The organism is Prochlorococcus sp. MIT 1314 (assembly GCF_034093315.1).
GTDB lineage: Bacteria > Cyanobacteriota > Cyanobacteriia > PCC-6307 > Cyanobiaceae > Prochlorococcus_A > Prochlorococcus_A marinus_Y.
This window is the reverse complement of sequence record NZ_CP139300.1, coordinates 179,691-198,026: the sequence shown is the minus strand read 5'-3', so window position 1 is coordinate 198,026 and position 18,336 is coordinate 179,691. Positions and strand designations below refer to the sequence as shown.

General features: G+C 33.8%; 21 protein-coding genes. 8 read left to right on the top strand and 13 right to left on the bottom strand.

Annotation, left to right across the window (positions count from 1 at the left end; all coding sequences use genetic code 11):
* The 4 genes from SOI86_RS01160 (at position 1) to fba (ending at position 3,886) form a co-directional block, all read left to right on the top strand.
* Positions 1-393: a hypothetical protein gene (locus SOI86_RS01160; RefSeq protein ID WP_320681795.1), complete on the top strand. Its 393-nt coding sequence runs from the start codon at positions 1-3 to the stop codon at positions 391-393.
* 2 nt (positions 394-395) lie between these two features.
* Positions 396-1,493 (top strand): Gfo/Idh/MocA family oxidoreductase, encoded by a 1,098-nt coding sequence (locus tag SOI86_RS01155; RefSeq protein WP_320681794.1) that lies wholly within the window; start codon positions 396-398, stop codon positions 1,491-1,493.
* Positions 1,494-1,596: 103 nt separating this feature from the next.
* A complete protein-coding gene (locus tag SOI86_RS01150) occupies positions 1,597-2,664 on the top strand; it encodes a class I fructose-bisphosphate aldolase (protein ID WP_320681793.1) in 1,068 nt (355 codons plus the stop codon).
* 148 nt (positions 2,665-2,812) lie between these two features.
* A complete protein-coding gene (fba, locus tag SOI86_RS01145) occupies positions 2,813-3,886 on the top strand; it encodes a class II fructose-bisphosphate aldolase (protein ID WP_025930220.1) in 1,074 nt (357 codons plus the stop codon).
* Positions 3,887-3,936: 50 nt separating this feature from the next.
* On the opposite strand, the gene purQ is transcribed toward fba, so the two are convergent.
* From purQ to SOI86_RS01120, 5 genes are all read right to left on the bottom strand, one after another.
* Positions 3,937-4,602, bottom strand: coding sequence for a phosphoribosylformylglycinamidine synthase subunit PurQ (gene purQ, locus SOI86_RS01140; protein WP_320681792.1), 666 nt, complete (start codon positions 4,600-4,602; stop codon positions 3,937-3,939).
* A 1-nt stretch (position 4,603) separates the two neighbouring features.
* On the bottom strand, positions 4,604-4,858 hold the full coding sequence (gene purS / locus SOI86_RS01135; RefSeq protein WP_320681791.1) for a phosphoribosylformylglycinamidine synthase subunit PurS: 255 nt from the start codon (positions 4,856-4,858) through the stop codon (positions 4,604-4,606).
* A 97-nt stretch (positions 4,859-4,955) separates the two neighbouring features.
* Entirely contained in the window at positions 4,956-5,120 is a 165-nt protein-coding gene (locus SOI86_RS01130; RefSeq protein WP_320681790.1) for a hypothetical protein, read from the bottom strand.
* Between the two features lie 46 nt (positions 5,121-5,166).
* Positions 5,167-6,231 carry a GTP-binding protein gene (locus tag SOI86_RS01125; protein WP_320681789.1) on the bottom strand — a complete coding sequence of 355 codons (1,065 nt, stop codon included), beginning with the start codon at positions 6,229-6,231 and terminating at the stop codon, positions 5,167-5,169.
* Positions 6,232-6,240: 9 nt separating this feature from the next.
* Entirely contained in the window at positions 6,241-6,753 is a 513-nt protein-coding gene (locus SOI86_RS01120; protein WP_320681788.1) for a pentapeptide repeat-containing protein, read from the bottom strand.
* Positions 6,754-6,816: 63 nt separating this feature from the next.
* On the opposite strand from SOI86_RS01120, the gene SOI86_RS01115 reads away from it, so the two are divergent.
* The 3 genes from SOI86_RS01115 to ilvD are packed head-to-tail and all read left to right on the top strand — an operon-like array spanning position 6,817 to position 9,451.
* A complete protein-coding gene (locus SOI86_RS01115) occupies positions 6,817-7,434 on the top strand; it encodes a uracil phosphoribosyltransferase (RefSeq protein ID WP_320681787.1) in 618 nt (205 codons plus the stop codon).
* A gap of 29 nt (positions 7,435-7,463) precedes the next feature.
* On the top strand, positions 7,464-7,754 hold the full coding sequence (locus SOI86_RS01110; protein ID WP_011376338.1) for a hypothetical protein: 291 nt from the start codon (positions 7,464-7,466) through the stop codon (positions 7,752-7,754).
* A 23-nt stretch (positions 7,755-7,777) separates the two neighbouring features.
* Positions 7,778-9,451 carry a dihydroxy-acid dehydratase gene (gene ilvD / locus SOI86_RS01105; RefSeq protein ID WP_320681786.1) on the top strand — a complete coding sequence of 558 codons (1,674 nt, stop codon included), beginning with the start codon at positions 7,778-7,780 and terminating at the stop codon, positions 9,449-9,451.
* A 21-nt stretch (positions 9,452-9,472) separates the two neighbouring features.
* Here ilvD and SOI86_RS01100 read toward each other — a convergent pair whose 3' ends face one another.
* The 7 genes from SOI86_RS01100 to glpX form a co-directional block, all read right to left on the bottom strand.
* Positions 9,473-9,859 carry a coat-like protein gene (locus tag SOI86_RS01100; RefSeq protein WP_320681785.1) on the bottom strand — a complete coding sequence of 129 codons (387 nt, stop codon included), beginning with the start codon at positions 9,857-9,859 and terminating at the stop codon, positions 9,473-9,475.
* Complete coding sequence (locus tag SOI86_RS01095) at positions 9,849-10,397, bottom strand: CIA30 family protein (RefSeq protein WP_320681784.1); 549 nt, start codon at positions 10,395-10,397, stop codon at positions 9,849-9,851. Before SOI86_RS01095 ends, SOI86_RS01100 begins: the two co-directional genes overlap by 11 nt.
* Before the next feature lie 30 nt (positions 10,398-10,427).
* A complete protein-coding gene (gene pgl, locus SOI86_RS01090) occupies positions 10,428-11,165 on the bottom strand; it encodes a 6-phosphogluconolactonase (RefSeq protein WP_320681783.1) in 738 nt (245 codons plus the stop codon).
* Positions 11,153-12,571, bottom strand: a complete 1,419-nt coding sequence (gene gndA, locus SOI86_RS01085; RefSeq protein WP_320681782.1) for an NADP-dependent phosphogluconate dehydrogenase — start codon at positions 12,569-12,571, stop codon at positions 11,153-11,155. Before gndA ends, pgl begins: the two co-directional genes overlap by 13 nt.
* A 95-nt stretch (positions 12,572-12,666) precedes the next feature.
* The gene (locus tag SOI86_RS01080; RefSeq protein WP_320681781.1) at positions 12,667-13,962 is read right to left on the bottom strand and encodes a glucose-1-phosphate adenylyltransferase; all 1,296 of its coding nucleotides are present in this window, start codon (positions 13,960-13,962) and stop codon (positions 12,667-12,669) included.
* Positions 13,963-14,091: 129 nt separating this feature from the next.
* A complete protein-coding gene (locus SOI86_RS01075; RefSeq protein WP_320681780.1) occupies positions 14,092-15,402 on the bottom strand; it encodes a glutamyl-tRNA reductase in 1,311 nt (436 codons plus the stop codon).
* Between the two features lie 18 nt (positions 15,403-15,420).
* Positions 15,421-16,422: a class II fructose-bisphosphatase gene (gene glpX, locus SOI86_RS01070; protein WP_320681779.1), complete on the bottom strand. Its 1,002-nt coding sequence runs from the start codon at positions 16,420-16,422 to the stop codon at positions 15,421-15,423.
* A 188-nt stretch (positions 16,423-16,610) separates the two neighbouring features.
* On the opposite strand from glpX, the gene rpe reads away from it, so the two are divergent.
* Positions 16,611-17,369 carry a ribulose-phosphate 3-epimerase gene (rpe, locus tag SOI86_RS01065; protein ID WP_320681778.1) on the top strand — a complete coding sequence of 253 codons (759 nt, stop codon included), beginning with the start codon at positions 16,611-16,613 and terminating at the stop codon, positions 17,367-17,369.
* Positions 17,370-17,389: 20 nt separating this feature from the next.
* Here the strand turns inward: rpe and ccsB are convergent, their stop codons facing one another.
* Positions 17,390-18,319: a c-type cytochrome biogenesis protein CcsB gene (ccsB, locus tag SOI86_RS01060; protein ID WP_320681777.1), complete on the bottom strand. Its 930-nt coding sequence runs from the start codon at positions 18,317-18,319 to the stop codon at positions 17,390-17,392.
* Between the last annotated feature and the right edge of the window lie 17 nt (positions 18,320-18,336).

Sequence of the window (18,336 nt, the reverse complement as noted above, 5' to 3'; positions counted from 1 at the left end):
ATGAAAATTATTTCTAATTTTATTTATTTTTCATTAACTCTTTTATTTTTCATTTTAAATTTTGCTGACTATTCAAATGCAATAGGAAATGTTGATTGGGTTCTCCTAAAAGAGAATAATGATGGCAAAGAATGGCTTGATAAAGGAAGTATCAAGCAACTTCAAAATGGTGAAATAAGTGTCCTGACAAAGTTCTTTAAAAATCCAACCAATTCTGATGGTGATGGAGAGTTATCACTTTATGTAATGAGAATTAATTGCGATGAAAAAAAGTTCAAAGATACTTCCATAAATGGAATTCCTCAATTTAATTCAAAATGGCAAACTTCTAATAATGATGAACTGATAGATATTGTTATTGAAAATAGTTGTTCAGATTTTATTAATGGATAAGAATGAATACTAAAAATAAAAAATTAAAAATAGCCATCGCTGGACTAGGTTTTGGGAAAAAAGTTCATTTAGAGGCATTAAAAGAGTCTGATTATTTAGCACCTGTAGCTATTTATCACTATGAGAAAAAGCAAAAATCAATTTTAGAAAAAGAGACGGGTTTAGATTTTTTTCATAATTGGGAAGACTTAGTTAAATCTCCTGAAATTGATGGAATTATTATTGCTACCCCTCCTGAATCAAGATTTAAATTAGCAAAACAGGCTCTTGAGAATAATAAAAATTTGCTATTAGAAAAACCCGTTTCAATATCGACCTCTGAAATTGAAGAGCTTCAGAGAATATCTTTGATTAACAACTTAAGCGTATGTGTTGATTTCGAATATAGAGCAGTACCCCTTTTCCTTCAGACAAAAAAACTTATTGATGAAAATATCTTAGGAGATATATATTTAGTCAAATTAGATTGGTTAATGGGCAGTAGATCTGATCCTAAAAGAGCTTGGAATTGGTATTCTTTGGAAGAAAAAGGTGGAGGAGTGATTGGCGCATTAGGTACTCACGCATTCGATATGTTGAATTGGTTTTTTGGAGAATCAATAAAAGTACATGGCAAGTTAGCAACATCAATTAAAAAAAGACCTTTACCAAATTCCTCTGATTCACTTAATGTTACGAGCGAAGATATTTGTCTAGCCAATATAGAAATATCAAACTACAAATCGAATCTTATTCCATGTCAGGTATCTTTATCATCAATTTCTAAAAATGGTAGAGGATTTAGTTTAGAAATATATGGAAGCGAAGGTTCACTTATTCTTAAAAGCGAGAACCAAAAAGATTATGTACATGGTTTTAATTTGAAATATTCAAACAACGAAAATAAAATACAAAATCTAACTTCAGATTCAAGTTTTAATTTTGAAAAAACATGGACTGACGGAAGGATAGCTCCAGTTTTGAGGATTCAAAATTTATGGGCTGAGAGTATTTTTAATCAAACTCCCATCATTCCAGGATTATGCGAGGGACTTGCCAGTCATAAAGTTTGCGAAGCCATAAGAGAATCCTCGAGAAGTGGATTAAGTATCAAAATTTAAGGCTATACATTTATAAGTAGCAATTATCACCCGATAAAGTATTGGATTGATTTTATTTTTTTTTCATATTCTGGAAAAATCAATTGAACTGAATTATTAAAGAATGGCTTTAAATTATTACAAAAATGAGCTTAAAGAAAATGCTCAATTACTAGCTTCTAAAGGAAAAGGGATATTAGCGGTAGATGAATCCACTAAAACAGTAGGTAAAAGACTCGCTGGAATTGGTGTTGAGAATACTGAAGACAATAGGAAGGCATATAGAGGAATGCTTTTTACTACAGAAGGTCTTGGCAAATATATAAGTGGAGCAATCCTCTTCGAAGAAACTCTTTATCAGAATCACCAAGATGGTGAGTCAATGGTTAAGAAACTGAATGATTTAGGTATTATTCCAGGTATAAAGGTCGATAAAGGCCTAAATCCACTTCCAGGAGGAGGAGATGTAGAAACTTTTTGCTCTGGCCTAGATGGGTTAGTTGAAAGAGCAGCAAAATATTATGAACAAGGGGCAAGATTTGCAAAGTGGAGAGCAGTTCTGCAAATTACAAATGATGGTTGTCCTTCAAAACTATCAATTCAAGAGAATGCTTGGGGATTAGCAAGGTATGCAAGATCTGTTCAAGAATCTGGGTTGGTACCAATTATTGAACCTGAAATCTTAATGGACGGCGACCATACTATTGAAAAAACTGCTGAAGTCCAAGAAGAAGTAATAAAGCAGGTTTATATTGCCTGTCAAACAAATGGAGTATTTCTAGAAGGGACGCTATTAAAACCTTCTATGACCGTTAATGGAGCAGATTGTCCAACAAAGGCTGATCCAATGAAAGTTGCTGAAATGACAATTAGAACTATGGAAAGATGCGTTCCAGCATCTGTTCCTGGAATAGTTTTCTTATCAGGAGGATTAAGCGAAGAGGCTGCTTCTGTTTATTTAAATAACATGAACACTCTTTACAGGAAAGCTTTATGGAATGTTTCATTCTCCTATGGAAGAGCATTACAGCACTCATGCTTAAAGGCCTGGAAGGGAAGTGATGTAGAAGGAGGTCAGAAGGCGTTAATAGCAAGAGCGCAAGCAAACTCTGAAGCTTCTAAAGGGGCCTATGTAGCAGGATCTCAACCTTCATCTGATGAGCAATTATTTGTAGCAGGCTACACTTACTAATTTAAAAATTCTTAAGAATATACCCTGGGTCATAAAATTAGTTTCTTTAATTTAGTATTTTGTATATCTAATGACGTGACATTTGATACCTATTTATACTAAACTCTCTGAAACAATTGCTTTATATAGCATCTAACTTATTTTAATTATGGCCCTCGTTCCACTAAGACTACTTTTAGATCACGCCGCTGAGAATGGTTACGGTATTCCAGCTTTCAATGTTAATAATCTTGAGCAAGTTCAAGCAATCATGGAAGCAGCATATGAAACTGATAGTCCTGTAATCCTTCAAGCTTCAAGAGGGGCAAGAAGTTATGCAGGAGAAATTTTCCTACGTCATCTAATTCTTGCTGCGACAGAAACATATCCTAATATTCCAGTAGTAATGCACCAAGACCATGGTAACGAGCCATCAACATGCTATTCAGCGGCAATAAATGGTTTCACATCAGTAATGATGGATGGTTCTCTAGAGGCAGATGCAAAAACACCTGCTAGTTACGAATATAATGTTGCAGTTACTAAAAAAGTAGTGGATTTTGCTCATTCAGTTGGAGTTAGTGTTGAAGGAGAATTGGGTTGCTTAGGTTCATTAGAGACAGGAAAAGGTGAGGCAGAAGATGGTCATGGATTTGAAGGTGAACTTTCTACCGATATGCTTTTAACTGATCCTGAAGAAGCTGCAGATTTTGTTGCCAAAACAAAAGTTGATGCTTTAGCTATTGCTATAGGTACAAGTCATGGTGCTTATAAATTCACAAGAAAACCTACAGGAGAAGTTCTTGCAATAAGCAGAATTGCTGAAATCCATAAAGCACTTCCAAATACACATCTTGTAATGCATGGATCTAGTTCAGTTCCTCAGGAATGGTTAGATATCATTAACAAATATGGTGGTGAAATCCCTCAAACATATGGTGTTCCTGTTGAAGAAATTCAAGAGGGTATAAGAAATGGAGTCAGAAAAGTTAACATTGATACCGATAACAGGCTTGCATTCACTGCCGCAGTTAGAGAGGCAGCATTTGCTGACAAGGCAAATTTCGACCCTAGACATTTCAACAAACCTGCCAGAAAATACATGAAGCAGGTTTGTCTTGATAGATACAAGCAGTTCTGGTGCGAAGGTCAAGCAAGTAAGATCAAGCAAAACAGCACCAATTACTTTGCTGATCTTTACGCTAAAGGTGATTTAGATCCTAAGGTAAAAGCTACTGTTTAATTAATAACAGAATCAAACAAAAAAAGACCTCCAAAATTGGGGGTCTTTTTTTATTTCAATATTAATGATTTTAATGTAAAGAGACCATCAGTCCCACCAATTGTCTCGTCACATGCACGCTCTGGATGAGGCATTAAACCTAGAACATTTCCCTTTTCATTAGTTATGCCTGCGATATCGAATGAGGACCCATTAGGATTATTTTTATATCTCAAGGCGATCAATTCATTATCTACAAGTTTTTTTAAAGTATCAGAATCACAATGATATCTTCCTTCACCATGCGCTATTGGCAAATTAATAGTTTGTTTTTCACCTCCATTATTAAACCAATCTCCTTTTGAAGAAACAATATCAAGTTCAACATCATCACAGATGAAATTAAGGTTTTTATTTGCAGTAAGGGCACCAGGCAAAAAGCCTGATTCTGTCAAAATTTGAAACCCATTACAAATTCCTAAAACTCTTTTTCCGCTTTTAACAAACTCATCCAAGGCATTTATTAATGGAGAGAATCTAGCAATTGCACCGCATCTTAAATAATCACCATAGCTAAATCCTCCAGGTAAAACTATTGCATCTAAATCGCTTAAATCTGAAGACTCATGCCATAAGTATTTTGTTCTTATGTCTAAACAACCTTCCAGTGCCCATGAAACATCACGATCACAATTAGATCCAGGGAAGACAACGACTCCTACAGTAAAATTATCCATCTTATAATTTTTCTAGTAAATACTCATAATCTTCAATAACAGTATTTGCGAATAACCTATCACACAATAAATCAATTTTTTCTCTTACTTCATTTTCACCATTACCTTCTATTTTTACTTCAATCAATTTTCCTATACGTAATGATTTTATCCCCTCGGCTCCAAGTTTTATAGAAGCAGATTTGGTAGCTTCCCCTGCCGGATCTAAAACTGAAGGTCTTAGTCTTACAAAAACTTTTACAGCAAATTGGTCCAATTAAAAAATAATTTCTACTAGAAGATTAGTTTAAATTCTAATAAAAAGTACTATTGATTAATAAACAAATATTTTTACCTCAAGGTTTTCTGAATTTTTAAATGTTTATGTAGCCTTTACCAAAACAAACTAAGCAAGTTCTTCTTGAATTTTCAGGTGTTTTAAAATTTCCTGCCCCTCCACATTTTGAACATTTGATTTTATCAATTGATATTACATCGTCAGAGATTATTGGTTTTAAAGCAATTTTTGGATTTTCCATTTAGGGCTGTCTACTGTGGTAAGTATCCCGAAAGCTAACTATAAAGTCAAATTGCTATATTTGGGTAACTTAAAATCTTAAATTTCTCTTTAATTTTTTTATTCAAAATTTTTATCGATTTCTCATCAAAGGAAATTATTACTAATTCAAGTCCAGCATTATCATTTGGTCTCCAACAATTGTCTGGAGCTTCTTCAAACCAAGTATTAATTTTTTTTCCAACTATTTGGATTTGTAAAGGCAATGATTTGTTTGGTATCCAAATACGTCCTTTTATTCGAAGAATGTCTAATTCATCCAAGATCTTTGACATCTCTTTTTCAAAGTCATTTTTTTCAAGGAAATAATTTAATTTAATTGAATCTGATACAAGCTCAACATGATTATGGTCATGTTCTTCGGTTAAAAATTCTTTATAAGTATCTTTTTTAAAATTAAAATCAAATAGATAATTTAAATCAATTTTGCCATTCTTGGATTTAAGGACTGGTGTGGATGAGTTTAGACTTCCTTGGATTTTATTTTTTACAACATCAAACTGATGATCATTTAAGATATCTGATCTAGAGACTAAAACGATATCAGAGACTTCAAGTTGTTCCTCAAAAAGTTCTTCAATAGAGGCGTTGTGATCAATTTTATCTGTATCATTATATTGTTTTGCTATTTTATTTAGATCATTAATTGGTGAACCATTAAGCATTGACTCTCCATTAACGATACCAACTACAACATCAAGGTAGATGGAAGACCTGATTTCAGGCCAGTTAAGTGCTTGAATTAAGGGAATTGGTAGTGCTAATCCACTTGTTTCGATAATTATTGATTCAATAGGAGGATTAAATTCGAGAAGAGCTTTTATTGATGGAACAAAATCATCTTGAACAGTACAACATAAACATCCATTATTTAATTCGATTACGCATTCTTCTTCAGTTTCATCACATTTATCGCAACTTTTAATCAAATCACCATCAATTCCAACATCACCAAATTCATTGATTATTAAACCGAATTTTATATTACTCTCCCTTAACAAATATCTAAGAAAAGTTGTTTTACCTGAACCAAGAAAACCGGAAACAACTATTACTGGTATTTTTTTTTTCATCTTTAATGATTAACAACCTAGGCTATATTCTGTACTCTCTCCTGTAGAACTATTTGTGCCATTAGCAATCGAACATAATTGTTTTTGTTGTGTACGACTAAGAACAGCGTCAGTAAAATCTGCACCATCTATTTTTGCTCCTTCAAAATTACTCTCCATTAATAAAGCATTTGTAAAATTAACATCCGAAAGATCTGCATCTGTAAAGTCTGTTGCATAAGCTAGTGCATCTCTTAAATTGGCTCCAGTAAACTTTGAGTTTTGCAATTTACTATTATTGAATACCGCGCCTTCTAAATTACTTTCACTGAAATCAAACCCATTCAAATCAAACTTAACGTATTCGTTACCGCTTAAATCTTGACCATGCATATCTGGCTCTAAATTAAGGTCTTGTTGGTTTCTAATCTCAGGAGGTCTTTTAGCCCATGCAGAATTTGCAGAATTAAAAAATAAAATCCCAACTAATAACAAAGTAATAAATGCATTCTTTAGTGAGGGGTAAACAATTGATTTAATCATAATAAGACTGTATTTTAGAACTTAAGTATTTAAAGTTTGTAAGAGTATCTTAAAGGAAAATATATGGCAATGTCACTAAAGGTTATTGTTCCTCCTCATCCATTAATAAAACATTGGCTTTCAATATTGCGAGAAAAAAATACTCCAAATATTTTGTACTCAACAGGATATGAACAATTAGGAAAATGGCTTACATATGAAGCATTACGTAATTGGCTGCCATATAAAAAAGAAATAGTAAATACTGATAATGGTGACGTAGATGGATTCTTTATTAATAATGATTATCCAATAAAAGTGCTCGCAATGTTGCCCGAAGGGTTATCTCTTTGGTTTGGATCTAAAGAAGTAATTCCTAATTCGACACTTTCATTGGGAGAACTACCTAAGAGTATTGACTCAAATGAAGGAGTTATATTTTATTCTGAACAAATAACGAAAACATCAGCGACATTAGAAACTTTAATTAAATTAAAGAAATTAGGTGTTGATTCCAATAGGATTTTGTTAATAACTGCTATTTGCTCAAATAAAGGGTTAAATGAAATTGCGAGGTTATTCCCTAATCAGGTAATCTACACCTCTTGCATAGATGAGGAAGATGAAAACACAAAATTATTGGTACCTGGTATTGGGAATCCTTTATTGCGTTTGAGTACTATATTTCAAGATAAGAACTAATATAGGAAATAGGAATAAATATTTTACCAATGTCTGAATACAGAGATTCGTCTTCAAATAATCTTTTATCATTAATAAGCGGTGCTTTTATTGGAGCAGCGGGTCTAGCTTGGTGGTTAATATCCGAAGCAGACAAAAGAAAGGAGGAAAAAAAACAAAAAGCAATGATGTATTCCTCCAGAATTCAAGACGGCTCTGAAGCGATTGATTCAAATGAAAATATAAATGAAGTTGAAGGAGAGAATCTGGAGAAGAAAGTTGAGCAACTTAATTCTGCAATTGCTGATGTGAGGAAGCAACTTGAAGAGTTGGGGCAATAGAATAAAAAAGGTTCTCAAATAATATGAATAAACTCAGATCATCTGCAATAACCCAAGGTGTGCAAAGATCCCCTAACAGATCGATGTTAAGAGCTGTTGGATTTAATGATGAAGATTTTAATAAACCTATTATTGGAGTTGCAAATGGATACAGCACCATAACGCCATGCAATATAGGTTTAAATAAGTTAGCTCTCAAAGCTGAAGAGTCAATAAAAAGATCAGGGGGGATGCCTCAGATGTTTGGAACGATAACAGTAAGTGATGGCATTTCTATGGGAACAGAGGGCATGAAATATTCCCTAGTTTCAAGAGAAGTTATTGCTGATTCAATTGAAACAGCATGCAATGCTCAGAGTATGGATGGAGTGCTTGCTATAGGTGGATGTGACAAAAATATGCCGGGTGCCATGATAGCGATTGCAAGAATGAATATTCCCTCAATTTTTATTTATGGAGGGACAATAAAACCTGGAAAGTTGCATGGAGAAGATCTTACTGTTGTTAGTGCATTTGAAGCTGTTGGACAATTAACATCAGGCAAAATTAATGAAGAAAGGCTAATCCAAGTTGAGAAAAATTGTATTCCTGGTGCTGGTAGCTGTGGAGGAATGTTTACAGCTAATACAATGTCTGCAGTTATTGAAGTATTAGGGTTAAGTCTTCCTCACAGTTCCACTATGGCTGCTGAAGATCTTGAAAAAGAACTAAGTGCAGATAAAAGTGCTGAGATATTAGTCTCTGCAATAGAAAAAGATATAAGACCTCTAGACCTAATGACTAAGAAAGCATTTGAAAATGCAATATCAGTAATTATGGCAATTGGAGGATCAACAAATGCGGTATTGCACATCTTAGCTATTGCAAATACTGCAGGAATAGATATCAACATTAATGATTTTGAGAGAATCAGACAAAAAGTACCCGTTATTTGTGACCTTAAACCGAGTGGTAAATATGTGACGGTGGATCTTCATAAATCAGGTGGGATTCCACAAGTAATGAAAATACTTTTGAATGCAGGATTAATTCATGGCGATTGCAAAAATATTGAAGGTAAAACCATCTCAGAATACTTACAGAATATTCCAGATAAGCCTCCAACAAATCAAAATGTCATAAGAGACATAGATAACCCTCTTTATAAAAAAGGACACCTAGCGATATTAAAAGGTAACTTAGCGAGCGAAGGTTCTGTAGCCAAAATTAGCGGAGTAAAAAACCCAGTATTAACAGGTCCAGCAAAGATTTTTGAAAGTGAAGAGGATTGTTTAAAATCGATATTGAACAATGATATCAAAGCTGGTGATGTTGTTGTTATTAGAAACGAAGGGCCTGTAGGAGGACCAGGTATGAGAGAGATGTTAGCTCCAACATCTGCAATTGTTGGTCAAGGCCTCGGAGAGAAGGTAGCTTTAATTACCGATGGTAGATTTAGCGGGGGTACTTATGGTCTGGTTGTGGGGCATATAGCCCCAGAGGCCGCTGTTGGCGGAAATATTGCTCTAATAAAACAAGGTGATTTAATTACAGTAGATGCTGTAAAGCAACTAATTGAAGTTAATTTATCTGACGAAGAATTAGAAAAAAGAAAAAAAAATTGGGTAAAACCTACACCAAAATACAAAAGAGGGATTCTTTCAAAATATTCAAAAATCGTAAGCACATCAAGTTTAGGAGCTGTTACTGATTTATAGATCAGCTCAAAGTTTATTTTATTAATCAATAAAGCTTTTTATCCTATTTGCTAGGTTTTCCAATCTGGCGCTGTATTTTGGAGAGTTGCATTTTTTTCCATTATTGCTATTCATCCACAATGTTTTAACTCCGCACCATAATATTGGTTCATCAGGAAAATTAAGCTTAGAGATAACTAAAACTAACTCTTTATTTGATTTAAAAAGTTCTAATTCAAGATCATAAATTTCTAATCTTTTACCTTCTTTATCTCGACATAAGATATTAACCGTCAAATCAATATCTTCTTCTTCTAATTCGTATTCACCATTTATTTTTACGACAGAATGAACAAAAGGTTTATTCGTTAAATCCGCTGACTTAGCAATTAAGTTCTCTATATTTTTAGGTGAATTTTTAAATAACACTTATTGATTTAATTAAAACTTTTATTGATCCCTGTTTAAAATCATTATTAAGTAATCCATCATCACCGAACTTAGAGTGTAGAAGTTGCAATCTTTTAATTTTAGAAGGCTTGAATTTAAATGGAAAACGTACTTTATTTGCTCTTACTGAAGGTTTTAGCTCACTGAAAGGAATTTGAACATTTGTGGTTCCGAATTTTTTTGTTGGGAATGATTTAATCCACCTTAGACCACCTGGAATAAATTCCGTTATTCCTAGTAAGGCATCTTCACAAGCGACAGCAAATTTAAAGGTTCTTCCTTGTCCATCAATACTTAACTCAAAGGATGAATACTCAGACACATTTAAACAAGGTTTATAAATAGACGATCTACAACTAACAAATCCTCCTGCTTTCTCGACAATATTACCCTTTAATAACAACCCAGAATTTGTAATTTCACAAAAAGCTGAACTTGACCCGCCCATAACAGTATCATTTAATGTTTTCCAACCATCGAACTCCTTTTTCTGAAACAAAAATTTTTTCTTACTCATTGAATAATCTAAATTATTTTTAGACTTTAACTAAATTTTTAATTCTTTTGCTGATTCTTGATCACAAAATATTGAAATTTGATTAATAGATTTTATTAATTTTGATGGTGTTCTATCGAGAGACTCTTTTTCATCTAATAACCTCTCAAGGGCAATTCTTTTATTGGCTCCACTAACCAAAAATACTATCTTTGATGAAGCTGAAAGGACCTTTGGAGTCAATGAAATTCTTTTTAATCCTTTACCTTCATTAAAAATCACAAAATCATCTACATTATTATTTTTTTGATAAGGAAATAGTGAAGCTGTATGACCATCGTCTCCAAGACCTAATAAAGTTAAATCAAAGGAGGGAGGGTTTGATCCGCATTTTTCAAATAATTTAGAAATAAATTGATTTTTTATAGCTTCATCATCAGCCTTTAAATCATTGAAAATTTCATAAAAAAAAGCTTTAGATCCAAAATTAGTTAACAAAGAATTTTTCAACATTAACGAGTTACTTAATTCTGAATTTGGATCAACACATCTTTCATCTCCTAAAAAGACATCAACCATATCCCATCTAAGATCACTATTTGATAAAAGCTGATATACAGATTTAGGCGTTGAACCTCCACTTACACAAAATTTGAACCTGTCTTTCTTTTTTAAAGAATGAATAATATGACTTTCAATAAACTTAAAAACCGCTGTTGATAGTTCTAACTTGTCTTTGTATATATTTATGGTGTATCCATTTTTGACCTTTTCAATCATTTCATCCATTCAGTATGAAAACTACCTTCCTTATCAATTCTTTCATATGTATGAGAGCCAAAACAGTCTCTCATTGCCTGAACAAGATTCTGAGGAAGTCTATTGGTTCTATAACTGTTCAAGTAATCTAAAGTACTGGATAGGCATGGGACTGGTATACCAGCTTTTGTGGATAAAGAAACTACTTTAGCTAAGTTATCTAATCTTGTCGCGATTTCATTATTGAACCAATCATCAAAAATTAAATTTTTTAGATTAGGGTCTTTGTTATAAGCATCTTGAATTTTACTTAATAATTTTGATCTGATTATGCAACCACCTTTCCATATTTGAGCTATTGATGGCATATTTAAATCATAATTATATACAGAAGACGCTTCTCTTAAAATATCCATACCTTGGGCATAGCTAGCAATTGTGGCAAGGACTACAGCATCAAATAATGGTTTCATTCGATCTGAAATATCTCCTAAATCAAAATCTTCTATCTCTTTGGCTGGAATTTGTTTTTCAATCTGACTACGTTGATCTTTTAAAGAACTCATTACTCTTGCATTTAAAGAAGCATAAATAGTTGGGACTGACACTCCAAGTTCTAAAGCACTTACAACAGTCCATAATCCTGTACCTTTTTGACCAGCTTTATCCAATATTTTCTCCACAACGTAATCCCCAGTAATTTCATCTTTGGTATTAAGACAAATCTCTGTTATCTCAACAAGATAAGAAGCTAACTCATCAGTTTTATTCCAAATACCAAAAACTTCTGAAATCTGCTTCCCGTCCATACCTTTGACTCTCTTCATGAGGTCATAAGCTTCTGCAAGTATTTGTTCAATTCCGTATTCAATTCCGTTATGAACAGTTTTCACAAAATGACCTGAGCCTCCTGGCCCTACATATGCCACACATGGACCGTCTTCAACTTTGGCAGCCATTTTTGTTAATAAGCTTTCGATTGCATCGTAGGAAGCCTTAGTACCTCCTGGCATCATACTTGGCCCTTCAAGAGCTCCCTTAGCCCCCCCTGAGACTCCCATTCCAATATATCCAAAACTTTTACTTTCAAGAGTATTTACCCTTCTTTCTGTATCTTTAAATTGAGAGTTACCGCCGTCTATTAATAAATCACCTTCCTCAAGGTATCGAGAAATATTATCTATAACAGCATCTGTAGCCGGTCCAGCTTTTACCATCATTAAAATTCTTCTAGGTCTCTCAAGCTTATTAACAAATTCTTGAAGAGTTTCAGCTCCCTCTATATTCTTCCCAAAGCCTCGACCTTTTAAAAATTCTTCAGTTTTTGAATAAGTTCTATTAAAAACTACACTAGAAAATCCATTTCTTTCTGCGTTAAGAACTAAATTTTCTCCCATAACACCAAGACCTATTAAACCAAAATGCGCCTTGGACATAAAAAATTAAAAAACTCAATAAACATAGTGTGCCTGCAACTCAAGAAAATTGCTCAAAAAAAATACTTATGTCAGCGAAAAATGATCGAAACGAATTAAATAACAGTTCCGTTTGCAATAGTTGCATTTTTAACTACTACAACAATTCCATTTCTTATATAAAAGCCTAATTCTGGTTTATCTGCCTCTTCTACTCGATCTTTATTAATAATCACGACATTATCTCCTATCCTAGTGTTCTTATCAAGAATTGCTCTTTTTACAGTAGTTCCTTCACCTACGCCAAGAGGTGTTCCACCTCCTTTTCTTAATTCAATTCTTTCTTCAGGTGATTCAAAGAAATCTGCACCCATTACTAAAGTATCTTCAAGAACAGAATCACTTTCAATTCTGCTTCTTACACCTAAAACGCAATGTAAAATGCTACATGACTTCAAGATTGTACCTTCACATACTATTGAATCAGTAATCTGAGCATCTACAAGTTTAGAAGGGGGGAGGAATCTAGGTCTTGTATAAATTGGAAATTTTTCATCATAAAAACTGAATGGAGGCTTTGGTTGCTCTGTTAAGGCCAAGTTTGATTCAAAGAATGCCCCAATCGTTCCAATATCTTCCCAATAATCATCGAATACATAACTCTTAAGAGTATCCCCTCTTTTAAGAGCTTCAGGAATTATGTCCTTTCCAAAATCTGTATAATTGGGAAATTTATTTAAAAGATCAAAAAGAGTATTTCTACTAAAAACGTAAATCCCCATTGAGGCAAGATATGGTTTTTCTGTAGCCGATTCCTTAGTTAATCCAAATTTTGAAGTATCCACTGCCATTGCCTTCAACTTCTCTCCAGTAGGCTTCTCACTAAATTCTTTTATATTCCCTAGATCATCTGTTCTCATAAGGCCAAAACCTTCTGCTTGAGCTTCATCAACAGGTAATGCTGCAACAGTTAAATCAGCTCCATTGTCTCTATGATGCTGAACAAATAAACTGTAGTCCATTCTATAAAGTTGATCACCTGACAATATTAAATACTCATCAACATCCCATTCTTGAAATAACCATTGGTATTTTCTTACAGCATCAGCAGTACCTTCAAACCATTTAGGACTATCAGGGGTCTGTTGCGCGGCTAAAACCTCCACGAATCCTTGGCCAAAAGGACCATTTAAATTATAGGTTCTTCCTATATGTCTATTTAGAGATGCACTATTGAACTGAGTCAATACGTACATTTTTTCAATGCCTGAATTAATACAATTACTAATTGGGATATCTATTAAACGATACTTACCTGCCAATGGGACGGCAGGTTTTGCCCTCATTTTTGTTAAAGGGTAAAGTCTAGAACCTTTTCCTCCTCCGAGGATGATGGCCAACACACGCTTCATTCAATCTAATGGAGGTATAGATACAACTATTTAAAGTAACTGATTATGGACAGATTTAGAAACAGGAATGGTCAGTTTATAAAGGTATTTCGATAAATCACTAGAAAAACTTAATATAAAAAAGAAAATTTAGCTATTTTTATCCTCTTCTACCAAAGAAAACAATTTTTCTACGATTTTTAAAGATGCCTGTCTTTCTTCTCTTGATTGAGGACTTCTCAACTTGGTAACAGGTGTGTGAAGTATTTTATTGATAATTCCTTTAGTCAGAGCTTCCACAACTTTTCTTTCTCTAGCAGAAAAATCTGGTCCCATTCTACTAAGTGCTTTTTGCAATTCTTCTTTTCTAATTAACTCCAAATCTGATCTTAGTTTATTAATTACTGGAACAGCCTCTAAACTTGCCCACCATTCTAAAAAAATGATTCTTTCTTCTTCTACTAAAGATTCTGCTTCCTTTGCAATTTTCTGTCTAAATTCTTGATTTCTTGAAACTACTTCTTGTAAGTCATCTACATCAAATGATTTTACAAATTCATGTTGCTTAACATCATTAGATATATTTCTCGGTACACCAATATCAATAAATTTAATTCTATTACTCAAATTTAATTTTTCAATTTTAGCGAGATCAATTATTGGCTCTTCAGATGCTGTACTAGTGAAAACAAGAGAGGATATTGATATATTTTCATCTAATTCGTGTAACCCTTTACAAACGATCTCTAATCCAGGGAAGTCTACCGCAAGATTTAATGCTCTATTAATATTTCTATTAACAAGAATAAGTTTTTGACATCCTTTTGACTTTAGATGAGTTATCAAAAGCCTACTCATTCTTCCAGCTCCAACTACAAGAACCTTCTCTGATTCCAAACTTACTAGAGTATCAAACCCATTTTCTTGTCCAATTTTCAATTGAGCAAGTTCTACCGCCGCTGAACTGATTGATACAGCACCAGTTCCTAAATTTGTTTCGGATCTAACTTTTTTACCTGTACTAACTGATTGAGTTAATAATCTATTAAGAATAGGACCAGTCGATTGATTCTCTTGGCCTAATCTCATCATTTTTTTTACCTGCGAAAGTATTTGTCCTTCTCCTAAAACGAGGCTATCGAGTCCTGCCGAAACTTTCATCAAATGCAAAACTGCGTCTTCTTGTTTAAAGCAAAAAAGATGAGGATTTAAATCTTCAAAAATAATTCCTGAATAATCTGATATGAATTCTTTAATAGATGAAATTCCAGTATTTTTATCCTTTACTAGAGCATATATTTCCAATCTATTACAAGTACTTAAAATTGACACCTCTAAAACATCATTGAAAGCTTTTAATGCTTTCAATGATTCTGTTATAGATTGGTCAGGGATACTTAACTTCTCACGCACTTCGACAGGTGCCGTGCGATGACTCAGTCCGACGACAACAATATGCATAAAATCAAAAGTGAATTTTTAAAGGCTGATACTCTTAGCACCATCTTTTATATGGACAGTATTTGTGAATCTTGCAGTACTATCTAATGTACTAATTACTAGACTGCTTGTTCTAACACAATCCCTTTCAAATTTAACTCCGTCAAATAATAACCCATCGGTTATTCCACTTCCAGCGAACACAACGTTTTCTCCCGATGCCAGTTCGTTAGCTTCATAGATTTTATCTATATCGGTTATACCCATTTCATTTAGACGTTTTATATTTCCTTCTTTTGTGTAGTCAGCCCATTCAGAAGTTTGAGCAATTGCAGGATCATAAACAAGTTGTCCTTGAAAGTGTCCACCTAGAGCTCTCATTGCGGCAGCCGAAATAACACCTTCTGGAGCTGCACCTATACCCATCAAGCAATGCGTTCCAGTACCTGCAAAACCACATGCAATCGCAGCTTGAACATCACCATCAGAAATCGGCTGTACTTTTGCTCCACATCCTCGAATCTCTTTAATTAAATCCTTATGTCTAGTTCTATCCATTACAACAACAGTAAGTTCATCAATAGAAAGATCCAAACAATCACTAAGTATCTTCAAGTTTTCAGTAGCCGAATTTCTAATATCTACTTTCCCTTTGGCCGCAGGAGGAGCTGCCAATTTGTTCATGTAAAAATCAGGAGCATTAAAAAGGCCCCCGGTATCAGAAGCAGCTAAAACTGCCATAGAGCCTCTTTGATTATTCGCACAAAGGTTAGTTCCTTCACAAGGATCTACTGCAAAGTCAACCCCTGGTCCTCTTCCACTACCTACCTCTTCACCTATATAAAGCATAGGTGCTTCATCTCTTTCACCTTCTCCAATAACAATTTTCCCTTTCATTTCAATTTTGCCCATTCGCAATCTCATTGCTTCAACAGCTGCGGCATCAGCTTCATCTTTTTGACCAAGTCCTGTTAATTTTGCTGAGGCAATTGCTGCTTGCTCGACAACTTCGAGAATTTCTTGAATTAAAGTTTGATTCACAATTAAATTTTTGAGGATTTTCTAAAAGGTTTTGAGTATGATCTCATAAAAAATATCCTTTTTTATGAGAATTATTATGCTAATAAGCTTTTTTTAACTCTTTACAGCTGTTACTTTATCAGGCCGTGACTTTAAATTAGGAATAAACAACTAAATATAGTATCTTTATTAAATATTTTAAAAATTAAATGACTGAGTCCAATCAACCAAATTTAACTGGTGTTAATAGACCAATTCAAATAATTCCTTCAGTTTTACCGGCTGATTGGGCGAATATGGGTGCATGCGTGAAAGAGCTCGAGGAAGCTGGGGTAGATAGAATTCAATTTGATGTAATGGATGGAAATTTCGTGCCAAATCTTACTTTTGGTCCTGAGATGATTGCAGCATGCAGGAAATATTGCAATGTCCCTTTTGAAACTCAATTAATGGTGAGCCAATACAATTGTGAAACCATGCTTGATTCTTATGTAAAGGCTACAAAAGGAGCGAATGGAGAACCAGGAGTAGTAATAGCTCATGCCGAAGCAAATATTCATTTGCATAGAGTTCTTGGAAGAATCAGAGACCTAGGAGGTTCTCCTTCAGTGGCATTAAATCCTCATACTCCATTTGAAATGATTGAAAACATAATGGATATGGTTGATCATGTTTTGGTTATGACAGTTAATCCAGGCTTTGGTGGACAAGCTTATATACCAACAATGCTTAACAAAATTAGAAAAATAAGAAACTTTATTATCGAAAAAAACCTAAATGTAGACATAGAAGTTGATGGAGGCATAAAAGCAAATTGGACTATTTCACAATGTGCCGATGCTGGGGCTAATTGTTTTATTGCAGGCAGCGGAATGTTTGCTTACCCAACATTAAAAGAGGGATGTGATGACTTGAGAAAAGTTGCTCAAGAAGCACAAAAAGGGAATGTGCTTTCAGAACCTCAATAAATATCCGAGAGAATAACAAATCACCCGAATATCCAACCATAACTATGTAAACCTATACCTAAGAAATTTACTCCTAAATAACATACTAAAACAACTACAAAGCCTGTAGTTGCTAATAATGCTGGTCTCCTTCCTTGCCAACCTTTACTTATTCTCATGTGCAAATAAGCAGCATAAAACAACCATGAGATAAATGCCCATGTTTCTTTTGGATCCCAACTCCACCATGTGCCCCAAGCTTCATTAGCCCAAACAGCACCTGAAATTAAACCGAGAGTCAAAAGAACAAAACCTATTAATATAGAACGATAACTTAATGTATCTAATTCCTCTGAATGGGAAAATTCAATAGTATCAACTAAACCATTTAAATTATAGTTATTAGAAATTTTGAACCCTCCTGTTCCTGAAGAGCTACTTCTAATTTGAAGAGGTTTATTTTTATTAATGAACAAAACAGAAGCTGATAGTAAAGAACCTACAATTAATGCCGCATAACTAAGCATTACGACACTAACATGCATTACTAGCCAACTAGATCGTAAAGCTGGTACCAAGTTGGATGACAATTTCAAATCATCAGGTAAAACAAAACAAGCAAAAGCAACACTCAGTAACTCAATAGGTATAGCAATTGAAGGGATTATTGGAGATTGGTATTCGCTTTCAATCAATAGTTGCCCCATTGTGATCCCCCAAGTAAGGAAATAAAGAGATTCATACAAATTACTAATAGGAAAGTGTCCAGAAATTGACCACCTACAAAGTAGTTGTAGTGTTATAAATAAATTAACTAGAATTGTAAGAAGTCTTACGGTAAAAGAAGACTTTTTTTTAAAAACTGCACCTAGAGATATTGGTAAATTAACTAATAAAATATAAAATACTAAAAGACCTAACACTGAAACGGGATCATATATTAAATTTTTAAACAGATTATCTAATATCATTTCTAGAAATTTATCCA